Origin of the sequence: Pseudomonas rossensis (assembly GCF_039888995.1) — a bacterium.
Lineage (GTDB): Bacteria > Pseudomonadota > Gammaproteobacteria > Pseudomonadales > Pseudomonadaceae > Aquipseudomonas > Aquipseudomonas rossensis.
The window spans coordinates 1-21659 of the sequence record NZ_JBBWCB010000096.1; the positions used below are offsets into that span (position 1 = coordinate 1).

At 58.2% G+C, this 21659-nt stretch carries 17 protein-coding genes and 3 pseudogenes; 9 read left to right on the forward strand and 11 right to left on the reverse strand.

Annotated features, from left to right (window positions below; genetic code table 11):
- From WLY71_RS21820 to WLY71_RS21835, 4 genes and pseudogenes are all read left to right on the forward strand, one after another.
- Positions 1–131: pseudogene (locus WLY71_RS21820) on the forward strand (ABC transporter permease); the annotation flags it as partial.
- A complete protein-coding gene (locus tag WLY71_RS21825; RefSeq protein ID WP_046048179.1) occupies positions 121–963 on the forward strand; it encodes an ABC transporter permease in 843 nt (280 codons plus the stop codon). The pseudogene WLY71_RS21820 and the gene WLY71_RS21825, both read left to right, overlap by 11 nt.
- 173 nt (positions 964–1136) lie before the next feature.
- A complete protein-coding gene (locus WLY71_RS21830) occupies positions 1137–2561 on the forward strand; it encodes a gamma-aminobutyraldehyde dehydrogenase (RefSeq protein WP_347805186.1) in 1425 nt (474 codons plus the stop codon).
- A gap of 176 nt (positions 2562–2737) precedes the next feature.
- Positions 2738–4222: an APC family permease gene (locus WLY71_RS21835; protein ID WP_347805187.1), complete on the forward strand. Its 1485-nt coding sequence runs from the start codon at positions 2738–2740 to the stop codon at positions 4220–4222.
- Positions 4223–4266: 44 nt separating this feature from the next.
- On the opposite strand, the gene WLY71_RS21840 is transcribed toward WLY71_RS21835, so the two are convergent.
- Entirely contained in the window at positions 4267–4893 is a 627-nt protein-coding gene (locus WLY71_RS21840; RefSeq protein ID WP_347805188.1) for an RloB family protein, read from the reverse strand.
- Positions 4894–4895: 2 nt separating this feature from the next.
- A complete protein-coding gene (locus WLY71_RS21845; RefSeq protein ID WP_347805189.1) occupies positions 4896–6149 on the reverse strand; it encodes an AAA family ATPase in 1254 nt (417 codons plus the stop codon).
- Between the two features lie 439 nt (positions 6150–6588).
- Between WLY71_RS21845 and WLY71_RS21850 the strand changes: the two are divergent.
- Positions 6589–7091, forward strand: a pseudogene (locus WLY71_RS21850) (BRO-N domain-containing protein).
- Between the two features lie 96 nt (positions 7092–7187).
- Complete coding sequence (locus WLY71_RS21855; protein ID WP_347805190.1) at positions 7188–7391, forward strand: hypothetical protein; 204 nt, start codon at positions 7188–7190, stop codon at positions 7389–7391.
- A 10-nt stretch (positions 7392–7401) separates the two neighbouring features.
- Here WLY71_RS21855 and WLY71_RS21860 read toward each other — a convergent pair whose 3' ends face one another.
- Positions 7402–7587 (reverse strand): hypothetical protein, encoded by a 186-nt coding sequence (locus WLY71_RS21860; RefSeq protein ID WP_347805191.1) that lies wholly within the window; start codon positions 7585–7587, stop codon positions 7402–7404.
- A gap of 391 nt (positions 7588–7978) precedes the next feature.
- Here WLY71_RS21860 and WLY71_RS21865 point away from each other — a divergent pair, with 391 nt between their 5' ends.
- A complete protein-coding gene (locus WLY71_RS21865; protein ID WP_347805192.1) occupies positions 7979–9604 on the forward strand; it encodes a glucan biosynthesis protein D in 1626 nt (541 codons plus the stop codon).
- A gap of 140 nt (positions 9605–9744) precedes the next feature.
- Here WLY71_RS21865 and WLY71_RS21870 read toward each other — a convergent pair whose 3' ends face one another.
- The 3 genes from WLY71_RS21870 to WLY71_RS21880 form a co-directional block, all read right to left on the reverse strand.
- The gene (locus WLY71_RS21870; RefSeq protein WP_033056387.1) at positions 9745–10851 is read right to left on the reverse strand and encodes an NADH:flavin oxidoreductase/NADH oxidase; all 1107 of its coding nucleotides are present in this window, start codon (positions 10849–10851) and stop codon (positions 9745–9747) included.
- 293 nt (positions 10852–11144) lie between these two features.
- Entirely contained in the window at positions 11145–12854 is a 1710-nt protein-coding gene (gene recJ, locus WLY71_RS21875) for a single-stranded-DNA-specific exonuclease RecJ (protein WP_134101866.1), read from the reverse strand.
- Between the two features lie 66 nt (positions 12855–12920).
- The gene (locus WLY71_RS21880; RefSeq protein ID WP_007897614.1) at positions 12921–13463 is read right to left on the reverse strand and encodes a YaeQ family protein; all 543 of its coding nucleotides are present in this window, start codon (positions 13461–13463) and stop codon (positions 12921–12923) included.
- A gap of 147 nt (positions 13464–13610) precedes the next feature.
- Here WLY71_RS21880 and WLY71_RS21885 point away from each other — a divergent pair, with 147 nt between their 5' ends.
- Entirely contained in the window at positions 13611–14810 is a 1200-nt protein-coding gene (locus WLY71_RS21885) for a CaiB/BaiF CoA transferase family protein (protein ID WP_347805193.1), read from the forward strand.
- A gap of 58 nt (positions 14811–14868) precedes the next feature.
- A complete protein-coding gene (locus tag WLY71_RS21890; RefSeq protein WP_403144217.1) occupies positions 14869–15732 on the forward strand; it encodes a TIGR02285 family protein in 864 nt (287 codons plus the stop codon).
- Positions 15733–15902: 170 nt separating this feature from the next.
- Here WLY71_RS21890 and WLY71_RS21895 read toward each other — a convergent pair whose 3' ends face one another.
- The 5 genes and pseudogenes from WLY71_RS21895 to dsbC form a co-directional block, all read right to left on the reverse strand.
- Positions 15903–16190 (reverse strand): DUF3509 domain-containing protein, encoded by a 288-nt coding sequence (locus tag WLY71_RS21895; RefSeq protein ID WP_033056390.1) that lies wholly within the window; start codon positions 16188–16190, stop codon positions 15903–15905.
- A gap of 162 nt (positions 16191–16352) precedes the next feature.
- Positions 16353–17711: pseudogene (locus WLY71_RS21900) on the reverse strand (transporter substrate-binding domain-containing protein).
- A 133-nt stretch (positions 17712–17844) separates the two neighbouring features.
- Positions 17845–19254 (reverse strand): threonine synthase, encoded by a 1410-nt coding sequence (gene thrC, locus WLY71_RS21905; RefSeq protein ID WP_347805195.1) that lies wholly within the window; start codon positions 19252–19254, stop codon positions 17845–17847.
- Between the two features lie 66 nt (positions 19255–19320).
- Entirely contained in the window at positions 19321–20625 is a 1305-nt protein-coding gene (locus tag WLY71_RS21910; protein WP_347805196.1) for a homoserine dehydrogenase, read from the reverse strand.
- 134 nt (positions 20626–20759) lie between these two features.
- On the reverse strand, positions 20760–21491 hold the full coding sequence (gene dsbC / locus WLY71_RS21915; protein WP_347805197.1) for a bifunctional protein-disulfide isomerase/oxidoreductase DsbC: 732 nt from the start codon (positions 21489–21491) through the stop codon (positions 20760–20762).
- Positions 21492–21659: the final 168 nt, after the last annotated feature.

Consider the following 21659-nt stretch of genomic DNA (forward strand, 5'->3'; position numbering starts at 1 on the left):
GCATGGTGTACGCCCAGCAAGGCGCGATCGGCAACATGCCGATGGCCGCGGCCTTCACGTTGGTGCCGATTGTGTTGATCGCCATTTACCTGACTATCGTGAAACGACTGGGGGCCTTCGATGCGCTCTGATGCAAAAAAACAAAGGCCAGAAACGCACGGGGAGAAAGCTTCGCTCGGCCTGCGCATCGCAGCCTGGGGCGGGTTGGTGTTTTTGCACTTCCCGATCCTGATCATCTTCCTGTACGCCTTCAACACCGAAGACGCGGCGTTCAGCTTTCCGCCCAAGGGCTTCACCCTGAAGTGGATCGGCGTGGCGTTCTCGCGTCCCGACGTGCTGGAAGCGATCAAGCTGTCGCTGCAAATCGCCTCCGTCGCAACGTTGATTGCGCTGGTCCTCGGCACGCTGGCATCGGCGGCGTTGTACCGCCGGGATTTCTTCGGCAAGCAAGGCATTTCGCTGATGCTGATCCTGCCGATTGCCTTGCCGGGGATCATCACCGGCATCGCGTTGCTGGCGACATTCAAGACGCTGGGGATCGAACCGGGGATGTTCACCATCATCGTCGGCCACGCGACCTTCTGTGTGGTGATCGTCTACAACAACGTCATCGCCCGCTTGCGTCGCACTTCTCACAGTTTGATCGAGGCTTCGATGGACCTCGGCGCCGACGGCTGGCAGACCTTCCGCTACATCGTCCTGCCGAACCTCGGCTCGGCGTTGCTGGCCGGCGGCATGTTGGCGTTTGCACTGTCATTCGACGAAATCATCGTCACCACCTTCACCGCCGGCCATGAACGCACCCTGCCGCTGTGGCTGCTCAACCAGCTCAGCCGCCCACGGGACGTGCCGGTGACCAACGTCGTCGCGATGCTGGTGATGATGGTGACCATGCTGCCGATCCTCGGTGCCTATTACCTGACCCGGGGCGGAGAAAGCGTTGCGGGCAGTGGCGGGAAATAACTGACAACTCATATCCCAATGTGAACCGGATCCTGTGGGAGCGGGCTTGCCCGCGATAGCGGTGTGTCATCCAACATCAATGTCGGATTTGATGGCCTCATCGCGGGCAAGCCCGCTCCCACAGGGGACGGTTTCCACAGAAGAACAACAATAGTTTTGAAGAGGACAAAGCCATGCAAACCAAACTCTTGATCAATGGCCAACTGATCGACGGCGAAGGCCCCGCCCAACCGGTGTTCAACCCGGCCCTCGGTCGTGTGTTGGTCGAAATCAACGAAGCCAGTGAAGCCCAGGTCGATGCCGCCGTGCGTGCTGCCGACAGCGCCTTTGAAGGCTGGTCGCAAACCACGCCGAAAGAACGTTCGCTGCTGCTGCTCAAACTCGCCGACGCCATCGAAGCGCACGGTGAAGAGCTGGCCAAACTGGAGTCGGACAACTGCGGCAAGCCTTACAACGCCGCGCTGAACGACGAGATCCCGGCGATTGCCGACGTGTTCCGTTTCTTCGCCGGCGCCAGCCGTTGCATGAGCGGTTCGGCGGGCGGTGAATACCTGCACGGCCACACCTCGATGATCCGCCGCGATCCGGTGGGGGTGATTGCCTCCATCGCACCGTGGAACTACCCGCTGATGATGGTCGCCTGGAAAATCGCTCCGGCCCTGGCCGCCGGTAATACCGTGGTGCTCAAGCCGTCGGAGCAAACCCCGCTGACCGCGCTGCGTCTGGCGGAACTGGCGTCGGAGATTTTCCCGGCCGGCGTGCTTAACCTGGTGTTCGGTCGTGGTCCTACGGTTGGCAGCCCACTGGTCACACACCCGAAAGTGCGCATGGTCTCGTTGACCGGTTCGATCGCCACCGGCTCGAACATCATTTCCAGCACCGCCGACAGCGTCAAACGCATGCACATGGAACTGGGCGGCAAAGCCCCGGTGATCATCTTCGACGACGCCGACATCGATGCTGCCGTGGAAGGCATTCGCACCTTCGGTTTCTACAACGCCGGCCAGGACTGCACCGCCGCTTGCCGCATCTACGCGCAAGCAGGCATCTACGAAAAATTCGTCGAGAAGCTCGGCGCGGCGGTCAGCACCATCAAATACGGCCTGCAGGACGACCCGGCGACCGAGCTGGGTCCGCTGATCACCGCCCAACATCGCGACCGCGTGGCCGGGTTCGTCGAGCGTGCCGTGGCGCAGCCGCACATCCGTTTGGTCACGGGCGGCAAGGCCGTGGAAGGCAATGGCTTCTTCTTCGAACCTACCGTGTTGGCCGATGCGCAACAGGACGATGAAATCGTCCGTCGTGAAGTGTTCGGGCCGGTGGTGTCGGTGACCAAATTCACCGATGAAGCACAGGTGCTGGGCTGGGCCAACGATTCGAACTACGGCCTGGCGTCGTCGGTCTGGACCTCGGACGTCGGTCGTGCGCATCGCTTGTCCGCACGCTTGCAGTACGGCTGCACCTGGGTAAATACGCACTTCATGCTGGTCAGCGAAATGCCGCACGGCGGTCAGAAACTGTCTGGTTATGGCAAGGACATGTCCATGTATGGGCTGGAGGACTACACCGTTGTTCGGCATGTGATGTTTAAGCACTAAAAGCTTCGCGAGCAGGCTCGCTCCCACATGGATTGCACTGAACCTGTGGGAGCGAGCTTGCTCGCGATGGCCTCACCGCAATACAAAACAATAACTACCGATCCGGGCAGCGCCACCATGGCCCTGTCACGGTTTCGGACATCCGAAATCTGCCGATTTTCCGGAGCTAACACACCATGAGTGCATCACCCGAACTCTCTGCAGCCGTTGCCGACAGCGATGCCGAGCAACTACGCAAGCTGGGTTACACCTCGAACTTCAATCGCAGCATGAGCCTGTGGGAAAACTTCGCCCTGGGCTTCACTTATCTCTCTCCGGTCGTAGGGGTTTATACCCTGTTCGGCCTGTGCCTCGCCGCCGGTGGCCCACCGATGTTCTGGGCTTATTTACTGGTCGGATGCGGCCAGTTGCTGGTGTGCCTGATCTTCGGTGAAGTGGTCTCGCAGTTCCCGATTTCCGGTGGCGTGTACCCGTGGGCTCGCCGCTTGGTGGGCAAGCGCTGGGCGTGGATGGTCGGCTGGATCTACTCCATCGCCCTGTGCGTCACCATCGCCGCCGTTGCGGTGGGTGCCGGTCCGTACCTGGCCGCCATGATGGGCTTTGAACCGAGCAACAACACCAACATCGTCATCGCACTGTTCCTGACGTTGTTCGCTACCCTGGTCAACCTCAGCGGCACCAAGGTGCTGGCACGGATCGCCATGTTCGGCTTCCTCTGCGAACTGGTCGGTGCGGTGATCGTCGGCCTATACCTGCTGATCTTCGAGCGTCATCAATCGATCAGTGTGTTGTTCAACACCTTCGATATCAGCGTCGATGGCTCGTATCTGCCGGCGTTCCTCACCGCCTCGCTGGCGGGGATGTTCCTGTACTACGGCTTCGAGGCCTGCGGCGATGTGGCCGAAGAAACCCCGAACCCAAGCAAGCAGATCCCGGTGGCCATGCGCATGACCATCTACATCGGCGGCATCGCAGCGATGTTCGCCTGCCTGGCGCTGATCCTCGCCGTGCCAGACATGCAAGCGGTGATCAACGGCACCGACAAGGACCCGGTCACCACCATCCTCAACAACGCCTTCGGCCCGGTCGGCTCGAAAGTGGTAATGGGCGTGGTGATGATTTCCTTCATCTCCTGCGTCATCAGTTTGCAAGCGGCGGCGAGTCGTCTGCTGTATTCCTACGCTCGGGATGAAATGGTCATCGGCAGCTCACTGCTGAAGAAGATTTCCCCTACGACTCAGGTTCCGGTTGCGGCGCTGTTCGTGTCCGGCGTCCTGCCAGCGCTGATCATTGTGCTGGGCTTCTTCCTGCAGGATGCGGTGGCAACCATCGTCAGCTTCGCGGCCATCGGTATCTACCTGGCGTTCCAGATGATCGTGCTCGCCGCGTTGTATGCGCGCATGAAGGGCTGGAAACCGAGCGGCAAATTCACCCTCGGTGCCTGGGGTTGGGCAGTGAACATTGGCGCGCTGGTGTATGGCGTCGGCGCCATCATCAACATGGCCTGGCCACGCACGCCGGACGCGGCGTGGTACATCAACTACGCGATGGTGTTGAGTACTGCGATCGTGATTGGGTTGGGGCTGATTTACATGTGGCTTGCCAAGCCGTATGACCATGGGACTGCGCCTGCGGGGGATGCTTGGAAGGTTGGTCGATAAGGGTAATTACCCAGCCCGCAGTGATACGGGCTGGGTTTGAGGTGTTAGATCGGTAGGGGTTTGGAGAGAATTTCGAATTCGTCCATCAGCAGATGGATTTCGGTGCTGGGGTTAGGTTCGCCGCTGATAGCAACGTCCTCGATAATCTTTGGTGCTAAATCTCTCGCCCTTTGGAAGGGCTCACCTAAAAGTTGTGCGAAATAGTTGGTGTCTTCGCCTTTTTCGTACTTATCCATGTTGGGTTTCTCTCTGAGGCTCTTGGCCAGCAAGTCGCCTGCAGAGTGCTTTCCAACCGCTCGAAATGGCTTTCGATTGAAACCGAAGTGCAGAAGCAGCCAAAACTCAAAACAGGGGTAGGAAGCGATGACTTTGATTTTCGGATGAGGCCTCGCCAGATTTATTGCTCGTTCAAAACACAGATGTGTATCGCGATCCAATGCACAAAACACCTTGTCGAAGCATTTCTGGCGGGCTATTGCTGTTTCTACAATGCCGCTTGGGTGTGTGACGCCACAGTGGGAAATTTCCACTTGAGCTTTGGCGCGAAAATGAAATGCAGCCTCCTCCAGATATCGTTTTCCTGACTTGCTGTCTTCACAGAGGATCAACACTTTGGGTTGAGGCTTGAACCGCGGTGCCTTTCGATCAAATAGTTGTATCGAACGCGCCATGATCAACCCCGCCTTATCAGTGGTAACCCGCGATAACGGCCTTCAAAGTAGCGTTTCTCGACATCCTCCCCTTCCCGTCCTTCAAAGTCGTAAACAGAAAAAAGGCAGGTTGCACCGTTAGCGTCTCTTTCGGTGATCCAGAACTGATCGCGGCGAAGCGCTTTGGCGTTCATTAGATGAGTGTCGTGAGTGGTAAAGATCAGTTGATTCTCCAACCCACTGTCCAGGTGTTTCTCAATCAAGTCCGCGACTATTGAGGGATGAAGGCTGCTGTCCAACTCATCGACAGACAGTATCCCGCTACCATCGGCGTGATTGATCATGAACCAGGGCAGCCAGAATCCAACCAGGTTTTTCGTACCGCCTGACTCCTCGGAAAAATCAAACTCCGCCTGGCCTAAAAGACTCGTATGCGTCAGGGTCACTTTGTCTTTTTGGGCTGCTGCGAAGAACTCTTTCAGTGTGAGTTTTTTGGTGCGTTGAACAGACTCTGCGTCTTCGGTGTTGAGCCGGATCGCTGACACCGGGATATCCACTTCTTTTAGAAAGTCTCGTAAATCATGTGTGTAATCCGATGCCATCCGAAGAAATCTGATGGACGCTGCTGACAACCCCATCATGTTGTTCTGCTCAATAACGAGTAGACCGGTTTGAAACCAGCTAAACGGCGCCCGCAACTGAGTCAACTCTTCGCTACTGTTCGCAACCGCCTGCGAAATAAACAACATCTTGGGACTCGTCAGACGCCGCCAAGCGTTGTGCACCTCTTTACCGCCCTCAAGGCTTGAGCCAAAAACATAATGCTCCCCCTCATCAACAAAACGACGTGAATACAACAGCGTTTCCTTACCTTTAGGATAGGAAACCAATTGTTCCTCGATAATCCGCTGCGCAGTCATGCGCAGAACAAACCGATATCGGATCCCGCGTTGAATGAAGTTGTACTCAAAAGAACTGGGTTCGTTTTGAAGTTGCGGGTCAAAACGAAATGGCGAGACCGGTAGCGGCTCATCATTTGATGAAGGTATCGAAGCGAGCAAACTCCCCATGATCCCCATCGCCCGGATAAGCGAAGACTTACCGGATGCGTTCGGTCCGTAAATCGCCGCCACCTTCAATAAATCAGGCAGTTTTTCTCCATTTACGATAGGTGTGAACACGTTGCGCTTTTTGCTCAAGCGCGGCGTCGCAGCCATGGACAGGGTTTGTTTGTCACGGAAGGAGCGATAATTGGAAACTGAAAATTCGATCAACATGTAGCAAACCTGCAGTTCGTTCCTGAATGCAGGAAAAACTATAGGAAAAACCACGGCTGTGATGCTGCTTGACTGCACCTCATGCAAAAACAGGCAATTCCTACAGATCGAACCTTCCGGCATAGACACCGATTCCTACAGCATGCGGCGCCAAGGTAGACTTGGCGCCGCGAGCGCCTGAACGATAGGCTTTACCTCGTCGCTGTCAAATCAGCGACCCGGGGTCGAAGCCGGGAAATTTCAAAACGGTGCTTACGCGCCCCCCATAGGATTGAGGCAGTTTTATGTCTTCAGTTCTGATTTATGGCGGGCCGTGTGGCGCGGGCCTTCCGGCTTCCGTTTTGATTGGAAGTGTCCCGACTTCGAACGCCACTCGGTCCGCCACCCAACCTGTCGAAGGGTTGGTGGCGACTTTCCTACTCAAAACGGAAGTCACTTCATGTCAGCACACGCTCAAAACTCGCTTCTACCTTACTTCCCCCCAACCGTCTTCACCCGCCACAACCGTTTCCTCCACGCTTTCATGCAGGACAATCAAGCCTGGTTCTGCGCCCAGGATCTCGGTCGCTTGATGGGCCGCCCGATGGACCAACGCCTCACCCTGAAACTCGATCCGGACCAGCGTCGATACGTCTGGCTGCTCAAGAACGGCAAAACGGTCGAATCGCTGATGGTCAGCGAATCAGGGATGTACGCCCTATTGATTCACCATTTTGTCCCGGAAAACCGAAACCTGCGCCAATGGCTGAGCAACGAAGTCATACCTTCGCTGCGTGAGTCGAAAGCGACATCTGTGGATAACATTCCAAGCCTGAGCTCATTGCAGTGGGCAGGCATCTCGGTGCCGCTGTTGCATAGCATCAAGCGTGGATCAAGTGGCGGGACATGCCTGATCTGATGCAGGCACAACGTCCGTTCACGATCGTGGGCACTTGCAGTTGAAGGTAGAGTGAAAAAATGAAAAAGGGGCAGACTTCACAGTCCGCCACTTTGGTTTGAATACATCTGTTCAATCTCTCGCAAGAGCAATCCGCAGCCATGAGCAAACCGCGCATCACCAGCCAAAGCGTCACTGAAGTGATTCCAAGTGATAGCGCCTTTTCAGAAAAGTATCTGCAACAAACCATCGAGCTAAAAAATATCGCGGCTCGCCGCCAAGCAATCCACGAAGGCATCATCGACGCCGATGCTGGCAAGCTGACCTGCCTGGCCACCGTAAAAGCCAAATGGCTTTCACGGTAACCATCCTCGGTCAAAACCGCGAAACACTCCTCATCGCCTCCACCAGATACCGCATCGCAATCTGGTCGCTTTCCGACAGCTCCCGATAGCGCTCCAACAACTTCATCTCATCCGAACTGACCCGACGCCTTCGGCGCACTGTGGTCAGGCAAGGAAAGATTCCCAGCAACTGGGTGATGCCTTGTACTTTCGTCATGGACGATGTCCTTCTATAAGCCCGAGAAAACTTCAAAAACCGCATCGCCCTCTCCTTTTTGTAATCGCCGGCCTGAAGGGCAGAGGTCGGTCATGAACACAGAATAGGAACTATCGTGGCGGTGAAAAGCGATTTTTAGAGTAATTAGTCAAAAAAAGCAGAAATGCCCTATAAATCAGAAAGTACTGTCAGAAAACTTAACCGACATTTCTTGTTTCATTGCCACGAAGCCAAAGTGCTACCAATCATTTTTTCTACACAACCGAACGGTTTAAGCTATTTGTTATCTGTTTAATGTCCGTTGCGTTTGGCCGAAGGCATGTCCGAACCTTTATTTTTGATCCAGCACGTGCCAGGAACGGCGCGGGATTGTTCACGACAGGTTGAACTTATGCACCGCAGGAATTTGCTCAAAGCATCCATGGCCATCGCTGCCTATACCGGATTATCAGCCACCGGCCTGCTGGCTTCATGGGCCTGGGCCGGTACCGGCGCGGCGGATGGCGAGGCTCAGGCGTTCGACTTCGAAGCGCTGAAGATCCAGGCCAAGCAGCTCGCCGGCAATCGCTATCAGGACACCAAGCAGGTGCTGCCGCCGACCCTGGCGACCATGACGCCGCAAAACTTCAATGCGATCCGCTACGACGGCAACCATTCGCTGTGGAATGACTTGAACGGTCAGCTGGATGTGCAGTTTTTCCACGTCGGCATGGGCTTCAAACAACCGGTGCGCATGTACAGCGTCGATCCCAAGACGCGTCAGGCGCGAGAGGTGCATTTCCGCCCGTCCCTGTTCAACTATGAAAAAACCACGGTCGACACCAAACAGCTCACGGGCGACCTGGGGTTTTCCGGGTTCAAGCTGTTCAAGGCGCCGGAGCTGGACCAGCACGACGTGCTGTCCTTCCTCGGCGCCAGCTATTTCCGTGCGGTCGATGCCTCAGGCCAGTACGGTCTGTCGGCACGCGGCCTGGCGATCGATACCTATGCCAAGAAGCGTGAAGAATTCCCGGACTTCACCAAGTTCTGGTTCGAGACTCCGGACAAGGACAGTACCCGTTTCGTGGTCTACGCCCTGCTGGATTCACCGAGCGCCACCGGTGCCTACCGTTTCGACATCGACTGTCAGGCCAGCCAGGTCGTCATGGGCATCGACGCACACATCAATGCGCGCACCGCCATCGAACAACTGGGCATCGCACCGATGACCAGCATGTTCAGTTGCGGCACCCATGAACGGCGCATGTGCGACACGATTCACCCGCAAATCCACGACTCTGATCGCCTGGCCATGTGGCGCGGCAACGGCGAGTGGATCTGCCGCCCGCTGAACAATCCGGCCACCCTGCAATTCAATGCCTTCGCCGACACCGACCCGAAAGGTTTCGGCCTGGTGCAGACCGATCATGAGTTCGACAGCTATCAAGACACCGTCGACTGGTACAGCAAGCGCCCGAGCCTGTGGGTAGAACCTACAACCGCGTGGGGTGAAGGCTCTATCGATCTGTTGGAAATTCCTACGACTGGCGAAACCCTGGATAACATCGTCGCATTCTGGACACCGAAAAAACCGGTCGCGGCCGGCGACTCCCTGAACTACGGCTACAAGCTGTACTGGAGCGCACTGCCACCGGTCGGCACGCCGTTGGCGCGGGTCAACGCCACTCGTTCGGGCATGGGCGGCTTCATCGAAGGCTGGGCGCCTGGCGAACATTATCCGGAAGTCTGGGCTCGACGGTTTGCCGTGGACTTCACGGGCGGCGGTCTGGACCGCTTGCCTGAAGGCGCGGGGATCGAGCCGGTGGTCACGTGCTCGAATGGGCAGGTCAAGGATTTCAACGTGCTGGTGCTGGATGACATCAAGGGTTACCGCATTACCTTTGACTGGTACCCAACCAATGACAGTGTGGCGCCGGTGGAGCTGCGGTTGTTCATTCGCACCCATGACCGCACGTTGAGTGAAACCTGGTTGTACCAGTACTTCCCGCCTGCGCCTGAGAAGCGCAAGTACACCTGAAGACAAGATCAAAAGATCGCAGGCTGCGCCAGCTCCTACATGGGATTGCATTCCTTTGTAGGAGCTGCCAAAGGCTGCGATCGTTTGATGTTAAAAAGCCCCGATCTATTGATCGGGGCTTTTTGGTTTTACAGCATCAATCAGTCGCGCAAATCCGACTCATGAATCGGCTGTTCACGATGGGTGGCCCGCTGATACTGCGCCGGCCAGATGGCCTTGCGTCCCCCCAGGTCATCATCGGCATGCAGCGGCCAGTACGGATCACGCAACAGCTCACGGGCAAGGAAGATGATGTCAGCCTGGCAGGTGCGCAGAATGTGCTCGGCCTGTGCCGGTTCGGTGATCATTCCTACCGTGCCGGTGGCAATACCTGACTCTTTGCGCACACGTTCAGCAAAGCGGGTCTGATAACCGGGACCTGTAGGAATCTCGGCATTCGCCGCCGTACCGCCGGACGAGACGTCAATCAGGTCTACGCCCAACGCGTGGAGGCGTCGCGCCAGCTCCACGGTTTCATCCGGGTTCCAGCCGTCTTCCACCCAATCGGTGGCCGACACCCGCACGAACAGCGGTAGCTCTTCAGGCCACACCGCACGCACTGCTTCGGTGACTTGCAGCACCAGCCGGATGCGATTCTCGAACGAACCACCATATTGATCGCGCCGCTGATTGCTCAGGGGCGAAAGAAACTGATGCAACAGGTAACCGTGGGCGGCGTGTATTTCCACCACTTTGAAACCGGCGGTCAGTGCTCGCTTGGCCGAAGCGACAAAGGCCTGAATGACTTCAGCGATCTCGCCATCATCGAGCTGCTTGGGGTGTGTGTGCTGCGGGTCGAAAGCAATCGGCGATGGGCCCACCGGGATCCAGCCTCCGTCTTCGGGTTTGACGCTGCCATGTTTACCGATCCACGGCCGATGGGTGCTGGCCTTACGCCCGGCGTGAGCTAACTGAATGCCGGCCACAGCGCCTTGAGCCGCAATGAAGCGCGTGATGCGTTGCAACGGTTCGATCTGTTCATCGTTCCACAGGCCGAGGTCCTCGGCGGTGATGCGTCCGTCGGCGGTCACCGCCGTGGCTTCGGTAAACACCAGGCCGGCCCCACCGACAGCGCGGCTGCCGAGGTGGACCAGGTGCCAGTCATTGGCCAGTCCATCAACGCTGGAGTACTGGCACATCGGCGACACCGCAATGCGGTTGAGCAGGGTCAATTGGCGAAGGGTATAGGGTTCAAGCAGCAGACTCATGGGGCACCTCTCGAATCAGTGGGCAGGCTCCAGGGTTCTGTTTGAAAAGTCGACGAGTGACAGGAAAAAGGTGCAGCACCCGCCCCCGCGGGAAAAAATTCGACAAGACGTCACAAGGATAATCAAGCAGTGCTTAGAGCCTAGTCGACAACGGGGGAAGGTGGAGGGTTCCGGGGAGATTTGGCGCCTGGGAGATCGCCATCGTCGGAACGCCGCCCGGAGCAAGCTCGCTCCCACAGTGGATCTGCGTTGTTCACAAAACCAATGTGGGAGCGAGCTTGCTCGCGATGGGGTCAACGCGGTTCGATGTGGGCAATCATCAACTGCACCGTCTCGTTGCCACGAAACTCGTTGAGGTCGAGTTTGTAGGCCAATTCCACCCACTTGATGGTCGGATTCGGCCAGATGTCGCGGTCGATTCCGAAGGCAATGCCATCCAGCTTCACCGAGCCGCATTCGCTTTTCAGCACCACTTTGAGGTGCCGCTCGCCGACCACTCGCTGCTCGACCAACTGGAACACGCCGTGGAACAACGGCTCCGGGAAATGTTGCCCCCAAGGACCGGCATGGCGCAGGGCGCGGGCCAGTTCCAGGTGGAATTCCTCGACCGCCAGCGTGCCGTCCGACAGCAATCGTCCGGTCAGGTCTTCTTCGCGCAATTGCCTACGCACTTCAGCGTCAAAGGCTTCGGCGAATAACGGAAAATTCGCTTCCGGCAGCGTCAGGCCGGCGGCCATCGCATGGCCGCCGTATTTGCTGATCAGGTTCGGATGCTGCGCCGCCACCACGCTCAACGCGTCACGAATATGAAAACCCTGAACCGAACGACCCGAGCCCTTGAGCAGGCCATCTCCAGCATCGGCAAAGGCAATGGTCGGACGGAAATAGCGTTCTTTCATACGCGATGCGAGGATTCCGATGACACCCTGGTGCCACTCGGGATCGAACAGGCACAAGCCGAACGGCATCGACTCGACCGGCAAATCCTTCAGTTGAGCCAGCGCTTCACGCTGCATGCCCTGTTCAATGGATTTACGGTCCTGGTTCATGCCGTCGAGTTGAGCGGCCATTTCACGCGCCAGACCAGCGTCTTCGGTGAGCAGGCATTCGATGCCCAGGCTCATGTCATCCAGACGCCCCGCCGCGTTCAGACGCGGGCCAACAATGAAACCCAGGTCGGTAGAGGTAATGCGCGTGTGGTCACGCTTGGCGACTTCGAGGATCGCCTTGATCCCCGGCCGAGCACGCCCGGCGCGAATCCGTTCCAGGCCTTGGTGCACCAGAATCCGGTTGTTGGCATCCAGCGGTACCACGTCGGCGACGCTGCCCAGGGCCACAAGGTCCAGCAACTCGCCGATGTTCGGCTGCGGCTTGCTCTCGTACCAACCGAGGCTGCGCAAACGCGCACGCAGGGCCATCAGCACATAGAAAATCACCCCGACGCCGGCCAGCGCCTTGCTCGGAAACTCGCAACCCGGCTGGTTCGGATTGACGATGGCATCGGCCAACGGCAACTCGTCACCGGGCAAGTGGTGGTCGGTGACCAGCACCTGGAGCCCGGCCTTTTTCGCCGCTGCCACGCCTTCAACGCTGGAGATACCGTTGTCCACAGTGATCAGCAACTGTGGTGTACGGGTCAGCGCCACTTCGACGATTTCCGGCGTCAGGCCATAGCCATACTCGAATCGGTTCGGCACCAAATAGTCGACGTGCGCAGCGCCCAGCAGGCGCAAGCCCAACATGCCCACGGTACTGGCCGTCGCGCCATCGGCGTCGAAGTCACCGACGATCAGAATCCGCTGACGCTGCTCGAGCGCCGTCACCAGCAAGTCCACCGCCGCATCGATACCTTTGAGCTGCTGGAACGGGATCAACCGCGCCAGGCTCTTGTCCAGTTCAGCCTCGGACAGCACGCCCCGCGCCGCGTACAGACGGGTCAGCAGCGGCGGCAGATCACCGAGGAATGGCAGGGTGTCGGGCAACAGGCGAGGTTCGATGCGCATGGGGTAGCAGGTGCTTCTCTTGGGTACGGAGGATAAAACCGGATAACGCGGACCAGCAGCGAATAATCAGCCGCGTTCGCCGCTCAGCCACTGCAACTGGACTTCGTGCTGACCACGGTCGTCGGTGACGAAAATCGTCCCTTCGCTGATCATCACGTCCCACTTGATAACGCGGGGCATGTCTTTGGCCAGGGTTTCCAGCACTTCCTGCGGAACAGCAGCGATGTGCACGTTTTTCAGGTTCTTGATCGCCGGGATCACCTTGGTCTCCCAGACGCGCAGGCTGCCGTAGGCCAGCAGGCTGGTGCGCTCGGTGCGACGAGAGCACCAGGTCAGGCGATCGGCGTCTGGCTGGCCGACTTCGATCCAGTGCAGAACGCGGTCGTCCAGGCTCTTTTCCCACAGGGCAGGTTCGTCCACGTCTGACAGACCGCGACCGAACGACAACTGCTCGTTGTACCAAAAGGCGTAGGCCAGCAGCCGCACGGTCATGCGCTCTTCGGTTTCCGAAGGGTGACGGGCGATGGTCTGCTTCACGCTCTCGTACACGCTGCGATCGAGGTCGGTAAGGTTCAGTTCAAACTTGTAGGTCGTGGACGGCTGGGCCATGAACGGGCTTCTTGATACGGGGAAAGGCGGCAAGTCTAACCGATGCGGTAGGCAATCCACGAATTGAAGGCGATCAACCTTGGTCGTCTGACGTTCGGCTATGTTAAAACCCTGTATTCGCTCAACCTTTGTCCTACAGGAACCAGCATGCCGCTCACCGGAAAACCGCTCTCAGGTCTGAAAGTCATTGAATTGGGTACGCTGATCGCCGGGCCGTTTGCCTCGCGCATTTGCGGCGAGTTCGGTGCCGAGGTGATCAAAATCGAGTCCCCCGATGGCGGCGATCCATTGCGCAAATGGCGAAAACTGTATGAAGGCACCTCGCTGTGGTGGTTCGTCCAGGCGCGCAACAAGAAATCCCTGACCCTGAACCTCAAACACCCCGACGGCCTGGCGATCCTGAAAAAACTGCTCAGTGAGGCGGACATCCTGATCGAGAACTTTCGCCCTGGCGTGCTGGAAAAGCTCGGCCTGAGCTGGCAAGTCTTGCACGCACTGAACCCGAAACTGGTGATGGTGCGTCTCTCGGGTTTCGGTCAGACCGGGCCGATGAAGGATCAGCCAGGCTTTGGCGCCGTCGGTGAATCCATGGGCGGCTTGCGCTACATCACCGGGTTCGAAGACCGTCCACCGGTGCGCACCGGGATTTCCATCGGCGACTCTATTGCCGCGCTCTGGGGCGTGATCGGCGCATTGATGGCCCTGCGTCATCGCGAGGTCAACGGTGGCCTTGGCCAAGTGGTGGATGTGGCGCTGTATGAAGCGATCTTCGCCATGATGGAAAGCATGGTCCCGGAGTTCGACGTGTTCGGCTTCATCCGCGAGCGCACCGGCAACATCATGCCGGGCATCACGCCCTCCTCGATCCACACCAGTGCCGACGGCAAACATGTGCAGATCGGCGCCAATGGCGATGCGATCTTCAAACGCTTCATGCTGATCATTGGTCGCGAGGACCTGGCCAATGACCCTGCGCTGGCGAGCAACGACGGACGCGATAGCCGTCGCGACGAGATTTATGGGGTGATTGATCGCTGGGTCAACTCGCTGCCGCTGGACACCATCATCGAGCAGTTGAATCAGGCCGATGTACCGGCCAGCCGGATCTTCAGTGCGGCAGATATGTTCAGTGATCCACAGTACCTGGCCCGGGAAATGTTCCTGAAAGCCAAGTTGCCGGACGGCAAAGATTTCAAGATGCCGGGAATCGTGCCGAAACTCTCTGAGACCCCCGGCACTTCGGAATGGGTCGGGCCGCAGTTGGGCGAACACAATGCGCAGGTACTCAACGATCTTGGTTACGACAAGGAACAGATCGCAAAGCTGCGTGAAGACGGGGCCATCTAAGCTGAGGCGCCTGCTTGCGCGGCCCATCAACCACTGCCTGACGCGAGGCGGTCGAGCATTGTGCGCGTTCGCGTTTTTCCTGTTGCTCGCCGGCCAGGCTCAGTCAACGTTGGCGCAACCGAAGGAAACCCTGGTCTGGCTGTTGCGCGACCTTCCACCGCTGATGATTTTCGAAGGATCGAAAAAGGGCCAGGGAGTCATCGATCAACTGTTGCCACTGCTGATCGCCCGCATGCCGCAATACGAACACACCCTGATGCGAGTCAATCGCGCCCGCGGCTTGCAAATGCTTCACGAACCATTCCTCACGTGCGATGCAGCGCTGAACTGGAGCAAGGAGCGCGATGGCTGGATCGCGTTTTCCATTCCGGTCTTTCGGGCCATGAGTAATGGCCTGGCAGTGCGCCGCGTTGATCGGGAGGTGCTGGCGCCCTTTATCAAGGACGGCGAAGTGGACCTGGCGGCCCTGCTGGCCAGTGGCCGCGAGAAACTGGGCATTATTGCCGAGCGCAACTACGGCGAATATCTCGACGCGCTGCTCAAACAAGCGCCAGCCAACTCACTGACCCTCCACTACGGTAACGATGCCTTGGGCAGCCTGTTGCAAATGCAACGCCTGGGGCGCTTGCGGATGCTGTTGGGGTACCGCTCGGAGATCCGCTACCAGGCCCAGCAACAAGGGATAGCGGAAGATGAATTGCAGTTCTACCCGATTCGCAGCACGGGCAAATACCTGTCCGGTTACATCGGCTGTACCGACACCCCCCAGGGCCGGCAGGCGATCATCGAGATCAACCAACTGCTGCGCACCCTGCCCCACGATCACTTGAGCGAGGCATACGCAGCCTGGCTGGACCCCGAAAGTCGCAGTGACTACCTGGAAGCCAGCCGGGCATTTTTCATACAGCAGGCCGAGCAATGACAAATCGCAGGCAAAAAGAAACCCCGAGAAGTGGGGAGACGACTCGGGGTTAAACGTGGCCTACATAAAGACCAGTAACAGCAGGCTACAAGCACCGGAGCACAATGCTTGATCCTGCTGTTACAAGGTCTGACTGACCTAAGCGCAGGAAGGTTCCCACAAAAAACAATTCAATTTCGGTTGGCCAGGATCTTGTCCTGAGCAGCATTACGCAACGCCGCGATAACGCAGGGCTCCAGCCGACCTTCGGCGATCAGCACGTCGCGATGCAAACCGTCGACGACATCCGTCAACAGACGTTTGCTGGTCAACTGGGCCTGATTGAACGCCCGCTCGACCACGATCGCACCGGTCGCATTCTTAAGTGTCACCAGGCATTCGCCATGGGTCCCCGACGGGGTCAACGTTACCTGATACGGGCTCAGAGCTTCACCGAGCAATAGACTGATACTTTCCATCTCGATCACCACTCAATAGTCCGAAAACAAAGTGCCTGGGGCGTGCCTACAGTAAATGACCACTGGCTCGAGAAGAAAGTTCTGGATACCGACTGCTGGTGAAACTGCGCCGCGGGTCAATAGAGCATGCACGGCCAAGATGACAGAGAAAAAACAGCCGCCTCACGCCTGCTGCTTACGCTTGCCAATATCGGTCCATCCTCCCAGCAGGCCCCGCAATTGTCCGTCGGCACCGTAAAAAGGCACCGTCCACTGATAGACATGCCTGATGCCGTTGTTGAACATCAATTGACGCTCACTGAAGCGCGTCTTGCGCGTACCGAGCTGGGCCATGAACTCTGCATGCAGCAGTTCGGCAGTCTCTTTGGGCAACACGTCCAGTTCAATCAGCTGTCGTCCCTGAACCTGGTCAAAACGGGTCGACAAGCCCTCCTCATAACTTTTGTTGCACATGATCAAACGCCCTTCCAGATCACGAACAAACATCGGATCGGGCATGGCGTCCATCAACGCATGCTGGAAGGCTAGCTGATCACTCAGACTCTTCTCGGCATCCAGGCGCTGCTGGATCAATACCGTGAGCCGTCGGTTCCAGAGCAGGGACAACAGGCCGAACAGACTGACGATAAACATTCCCCAGCAGCCCCACTCGGCGAGTCGGTGCCAGGCGCCGGGCACCTTAATGGGGGCAATCCCATTGAGCCATTTCAGGCGAATGGCGCGCAATTCAGCAGGATCAAGCGCCTCAAGCGCCTTGTTGAGGATGCTCGACAGCTGAGGCTGACCCTTGCGTACGGCCAAGTGGTCCGCCTCCCATTTGCCCTCCACCGTATACCCGACCTTGAGCTGCCCGGACGGATAGAGTTGTGCTCCGGTTTCGTTCTCGATGGTGGCGTAGGCCTCACCGCTCTCGACCAGCGCCCGGGCCTCCGCGTAGGTTTTAACCGAGCGCTGCTCGATGTCCGGATAGTCGCGGCGAATCGTGGCCTCCAGCGCATGCCGGGTCGGCAACACCAGAACCCTTCCCGACAGTTGCTCCAGGGATTGCACCTCTGGCGCCCCGGCCCGCCCGACGAACACCCAGCCAGCGCCACCGAACGCATGACTGAAATCCAGAAACGTCTTGCGTTCGTCATTCATCGCCAGCGTCGTGCTCATGTCCGCTGCGCCACTTTCCAGTCGCCCGAGCAACTGATCGGTGGAAAACGATTCTTCGTGAACAAACTGCAATCCCGTCATCGCGCTGATGCGGTTGAGCAGATCATTGTTCAAGCCGCTCCATTGGCCGTGCTCATCCTTGAACAGGTACAGCGGATATTGCACCGATGCGACGATGACTTTTGAATGCTCGGCAATCCATTTCAACTCCTGAGCATCCAGCTCGATCATTAGGCCAGCAACCGATCCTTTGGAATCGGGCGCAGCCTATTGCGACGCGCTCCCCCATTGAGCAAAGCCCAGGGTGCCGACTAAAAAAAACATCCAGCACGCAGCTGGTTTTAACCCTCTGAAAAACAGCATTGCCACTTCCTTGGTAATCGTCTCGCCCGCCCTTCATGGGCGGCTCTTCATTTACGAAACCCGACAAGTGTGGCATGCAGAAATGAGAAAGCCCGTCAGGAGACGGGCTTCAAAATGTGACAGTTTTAATTGGTTACAGAGGCTTGCCGCGGTTGCCATGCTTGCTGACAAAGGCCTGGACGGCTTTCAGGTCATTTGGCAGCACGGTGCAGCGCTCATCTCTTTCAAACAAATCAGAAAGATGTGCAGGCAGTTCGAGCGCTTTTCCTACGCCTGCTTTTTCCACGGCGTCCGGGAATTTGACCGGATGCGCCGTACCGAGGATCACCATCGGGATATCCAGGCTGCGACGGCACTCGCGCGCAGCCTTCACGCCGATGGCGGTGTGCGGATCAAGCAGCTCGCCGGTTTGCTCGAAGACTTCGGCGATGGTTTCGCAGGTTTGAGCGTCATCCACGGCCAGCGAATCGAACAGTTTGCGGGCTTCGGTCCAGCGCTCCTCTTCGACGCTGAAACCGCCACCCTGCTTGAAGGTGTCCATCAGACCGGCAATCGCTGCGCCGTTGCGACCGTGCAGGTCGAACAGCAGGCGTTCGAAGTTCGACGACACCATGATGTCCATCGACGGCGACAGCGTGGCGTGCAGGGTGTCCTTGACGTACTGATTGCCGCTCATGAAGCGGTGCAGGATGTCGTTGCGGTTGGTGGCGACGATCAACTGGTTGATCGGCAGGCCCATGTTGCGCGCCAGGTAACCGGCGAAAATGTCGCCAAAGTTGCCGGTCGGCACCGAGAACGATACCGAACGTGCCGGGCCGCCCAACTGCAGGGCTGCATGGAAGTAGTAAACGATCTGGGCCATGATTCGCGCCCAGTTGATCGAGTTCACGGCGACCAGACGCGTGCCTTTGAGGAAGCTCTGGTCGGCGAAGCTGGCCTTGACCATTTCCTGGCAGTCATCGAAGTTGCCTTCGATGGCGATGTTGTGAATGTTCTCGCCGAAAATGGTGGTCATCTGCCGACGCTGCACTTCGGACACGCGGTTGTGCGGGTGCAGGATGAAGATGTCGACGTTTTCGCAGTGCTTGCAGCCTTCGATGGCGGCCGAACCGGTGTCGCCGGAGGTGGCGCCGACAATCACTACGCGCTCACCACGTTTTTCCAGCACGTAGTCGAGCAGACGACCAAGCAGCTGCAAGGCGAAGTCTTTGAACGCGAGGGTCGGGCCGTGGAACAGCTCCAGCACCCATTCGTTACCGTTCAGCTGACGCAGTGGTGCCACGGCGTTGTGCGAGAACACGCCATACGTTTCTTCAAGAATCTTTTTGAAATCGGCATCGGGAATGCTGCCAGTGACGAACGGGCGCATCACCCGGAAGGCCAACTCGTGATACGGCAGGCCGGCCCAGGAAGCGATTTCTTCCTGGGTGAAACGTGGCAGGTTTTCCGGGACGTACAGACCACCGTCCGTGGCCAGACCGGCCAGCAGGACGTCTTCGAAATTCAGGGCCGGTGCCTGGCCGCGGGTACTGATATAACGCATGACTGGCTCCAATAGACAGTGTTCGCAAACCCGGGCTCGCAGGCGAGCCCGGTGAACGATAACGGCTTAGTTCAGGTGCTCGACGCGGATCCGTACGACCGGACCGACGACGCCCGCCAAGGTTTCCAGGGCGGCGATCGCGTCGTTCATGTGCTGTTCCAGCACGCGGTGAGTCAGCAGGATCATCGGCACCAGGCCGTCGTGTTCTTCGACTTCCTTCTGCATGATCGATTCGATGTTGATGCCACGCTCCGACAGGATGCTCGCCACCTGCGCCAACACGCCCGGATGGTCCTTGGCCTGGATGCGCAGGTAGTAGGAGCTTTCGCAGGCCTCGATCGGCAGGATCGGGTGGGCCGACAGCGAATCCGGCTGGAACGCCAGGTGCGGTACGCGGTTTTCCGGGTCGGAAGTCATGGCGCGAACCACGTCCACCAGGTCGGCGATCACCGACGAAGCGGTCGGCTCCATGCCGGCACCAGCGCCGTAGAACAGGGTCGAACCGGCAGCATCACCGTTGACCATCACCGCGTTCATCACGCCGTTGACGTTGGCGATCAGGCGATCGGCCGGGATCAGCGTCGGGTGCACGCGCAGTTCGATGCCGGCCGCGGTGCTACGCGCCACGCCCAGGTGCTTGATGCGATAGCCCAGCGCTTCGGCGTAGTTCACGTCAGCGGTGGTCAGCTTGGTGATGCCTTCGGTGTAGGCCTTGTCGAACTGCAGCGGAATACCGAACGCGATGGACGCCAGGATCGTCAGCTTGTGGGCCGCGTCGATGCCTTCAACGTCGAAGGTCGGATCGGCTTCGGCGTAACCCAGGGCTTGCGCCTCGGCGAGTACGTCTTCGAAGGTGCGGCCCTTCTCACGCATTTCGGTGAGGATGAAGTTGCCGGTGCCGTTGATGATGCCGGCGACCCAGTTGATGCGATTGGCCGACAGGCCTTCACGGATCGCCTTGATCACCGGAATGCCACCGGCCACGGCGGCTTCGAACGCCACAATCACGCCCTTCTCCCGGGCCTTGGCGAAAATTTCATTACCGTGAACGGCGATCAACGCCTTGTTCGCGGTCACCACGTGTTTTCCGTTCTCGATCGCTTTGAGTACCAGCTCGCGGGCAACGGTGTAGCCGCCCATCAGCTCTATGACGATGTCGATCTCAGGGTTCGTGGCCACTTCGAAGACGTCGTCGGTAATCGCAATACCGGTCGTTTGGAACTGAGGCTTTGGCGTGCGTGTGGCAATTTGTGCCACTTCGATTCCACGCCCGGCACGACGAGCAATTTCCTCGGCGTTACGCTGAAGTACGTTGAAGGTACCGCCACCGACGGTCCCTAACCCACAGATGCCTACTTTGACCGGTTTCACTGTGAACTCCCCATAAAACGGCCGACTCAAGGCCGGCCGTGAAAACAACCGCATACTCGCGGTTCTCTATTAATGGCTCGGCGAACGCTGCCGCCGAACCATGATCGTCAATGGCTGACCGTGACGATGCGAATTTATTTCGCGTCCAGCGCCAGTTTGGCGACTTGTGGCGCAGGCTGGTAGCCCGGAATGACCTGGCCGTCGGCCAAAACGATGGCCGGTGTACCGTTCACGCCGATCGACTGACCGAGGGCGAACTGCTTGGAAACCGGGTTATCGCACTTGGCGGCCTTGATTTCCTTGCCGTCGACCATCTTGTCCATGGCGGCTTTCTTGTCTTTCGAGCACCAGACCGCTTGCAGTTGCTCATCACCCGGCGAGCCAAGGCCCTGGCGCGGGAACGCGACATAACGCACTTCGATGCCGCGCTTGTTCAGCTCAGGCACTTCGGCGTGCAGCTTGTGGCAATACGGGCAGGTGGTGTCGGTGAATACGGTGATGTGCGATTTGGTTTCGCCGACCGCCGGGTACACCACGGTTTCAGCCACTGGAATTGCGTTGACCAGTTTGGAAACGCCCAGGCGTTCGGTCTTTTCGGTCAGGTTGACCGGTTTGCCGTCCTTGAGCTGGAACATGTAACCCTGAACGACGTACTGGCCGTCGGCGCTGGCGTAGAGTACGCGGCTGCCCTTGAGTTTGACTTCGTACAGACCTGGCAGCGGGCTGGCGGTGATGCTTTCTACCGGCACCTCGAGCTGGAGGTTTTCCAGGCTTTTACGAATGGCTTTGTCGGCCGCGTCATCGGCGACGGCAAAGGTGCTGACCAACGCAATGGCTGCGGCGGCGAAAATCTGGGTCAGACGCATGAGAACTCCTGAAGGCGGACAAATGGGACGATCAGAACGCCCGTGCCGAAACACCGGGTCATAAACGCCCATCGTGCAAACCGGCAAAGCCTACCACATAAGGCCCCTGTGGCCGAATGCGGGTGACGCAGGACCAGACGCCACAGAACCTGTGTAGCAAGCTGGCGA

What these genes read in the sequence shown, in the direction of transcription:
- WLY71_RS21825 (WP_046048179.1), top strand. Translation starts at nt 121, where the DNA reads ATGCGCTCTGATGCAAAAAAACAAAGGCCAGAAACGCACGGGGAGAAA.
- WLY71_RS21830 (WP_347805186.1), top strand. Translation starts at nt 1,137, where the DNA reads ATGCAAACCAAACTCTTGATCAATGGCCAACTGATCGACGGCGAAGGC.
- WLY71_RS21835 (WP_347805187.1), top strand. Translation starts at nt 2,738, where the DNA reads ATGAGTGCATCACCCGAACTCTCTGCAGCCGTTGCCGACAGCGATGCC.
- WLY71_RS21840 (WP_347805188.1), bottom strand. Translation starts at nt 4,893, where the DNA reads ATGGCGCGTTCGATACAACTATTTGATCGAAAGGCACCGCGGTTCAAG.
- WLY71_RS21845 (WP_347805189.1), bottom strand. Translation starts at nt 6,149, where the DNA reads ATGTTGATCGAATTTTCAGTTTCCAATTATCGCTCCTTCCGTGACAAA.
- WLY71_RS21855 (WP_347805190.1), top strand. Translation starts at nt 7,188, where the DNA reads ATGAGCAAACCGCGCATCACCAGCCAAAGCGTCACTGAAGTGATTCCA.
- WLY71_RS21860 (WP_347805191.1), bottom strand. Translation starts at nt 7,587, where the DNA reads ATGACGAAAGTACAAGGCATCACCCAGTTGCTGGGAATCTTTCCTTGC.
- WLY71_RS21865 (WP_347805192.1), top strand. Translation starts at nt 7,979, where the DNA reads ATGCACCGCAGGAATTTGCTCAAAGCATCCATGGCCATCGCTGCCTAT.
- WLY71_RS21870 (WP_033056387.1), bottom strand. Translation starts at nt 10,851, where the DNA reads ATGAGTCTGCTGCTTGAACCCTATACCCTTCGCCAATTGACCCTGCTC.
- recJ (WP_134101866.1), bottom strand. Translation starts at nt 12,854, where the DNA reads ATGCGCATCGAACCTCGCCTGTTGCCCGACACCCTGCCATTCCTCGGT.
- WLY71_RS21880 (WP_007897614.1), bottom strand. Translation starts at nt 13,463, where the DNA reads ATGGCCCAGCCGTCCACGACCTACAAGTTTGAACTGAACCTTACCGAC.
- WLY71_RS21885 (WP_347805193.1), top strand. Translation starts at nt 13,611, where the DNA reads ATGCCGCTCACCGGAAAACCGCTCTCAGGTCTGAAAGTCATTGAATTG.
- WLY71_RS21895 (WP_033056390.1), bottom strand. Translation starts at nt 16,190, where the DNA reads ATGGAAAGTATCAGTCTATTGCTCGGTGAAGCTCTGAGCCCGTATCAG.
- thrC (WP_347805195.1), bottom strand. Translation starts at nt 19,254, where the DNA reads ATGCGTTATATCAGTACCCGCGGCCAGGCACCGGCCCTGAATTTCGAA.
- dsbC (WP_347805197.1), bottom strand. Translation starts at nt 21,491, where the DNA reads ATGCGTCTGACCCAGATTTTCGCCGCCGCAGCCATTGCGTTGGTCAGC.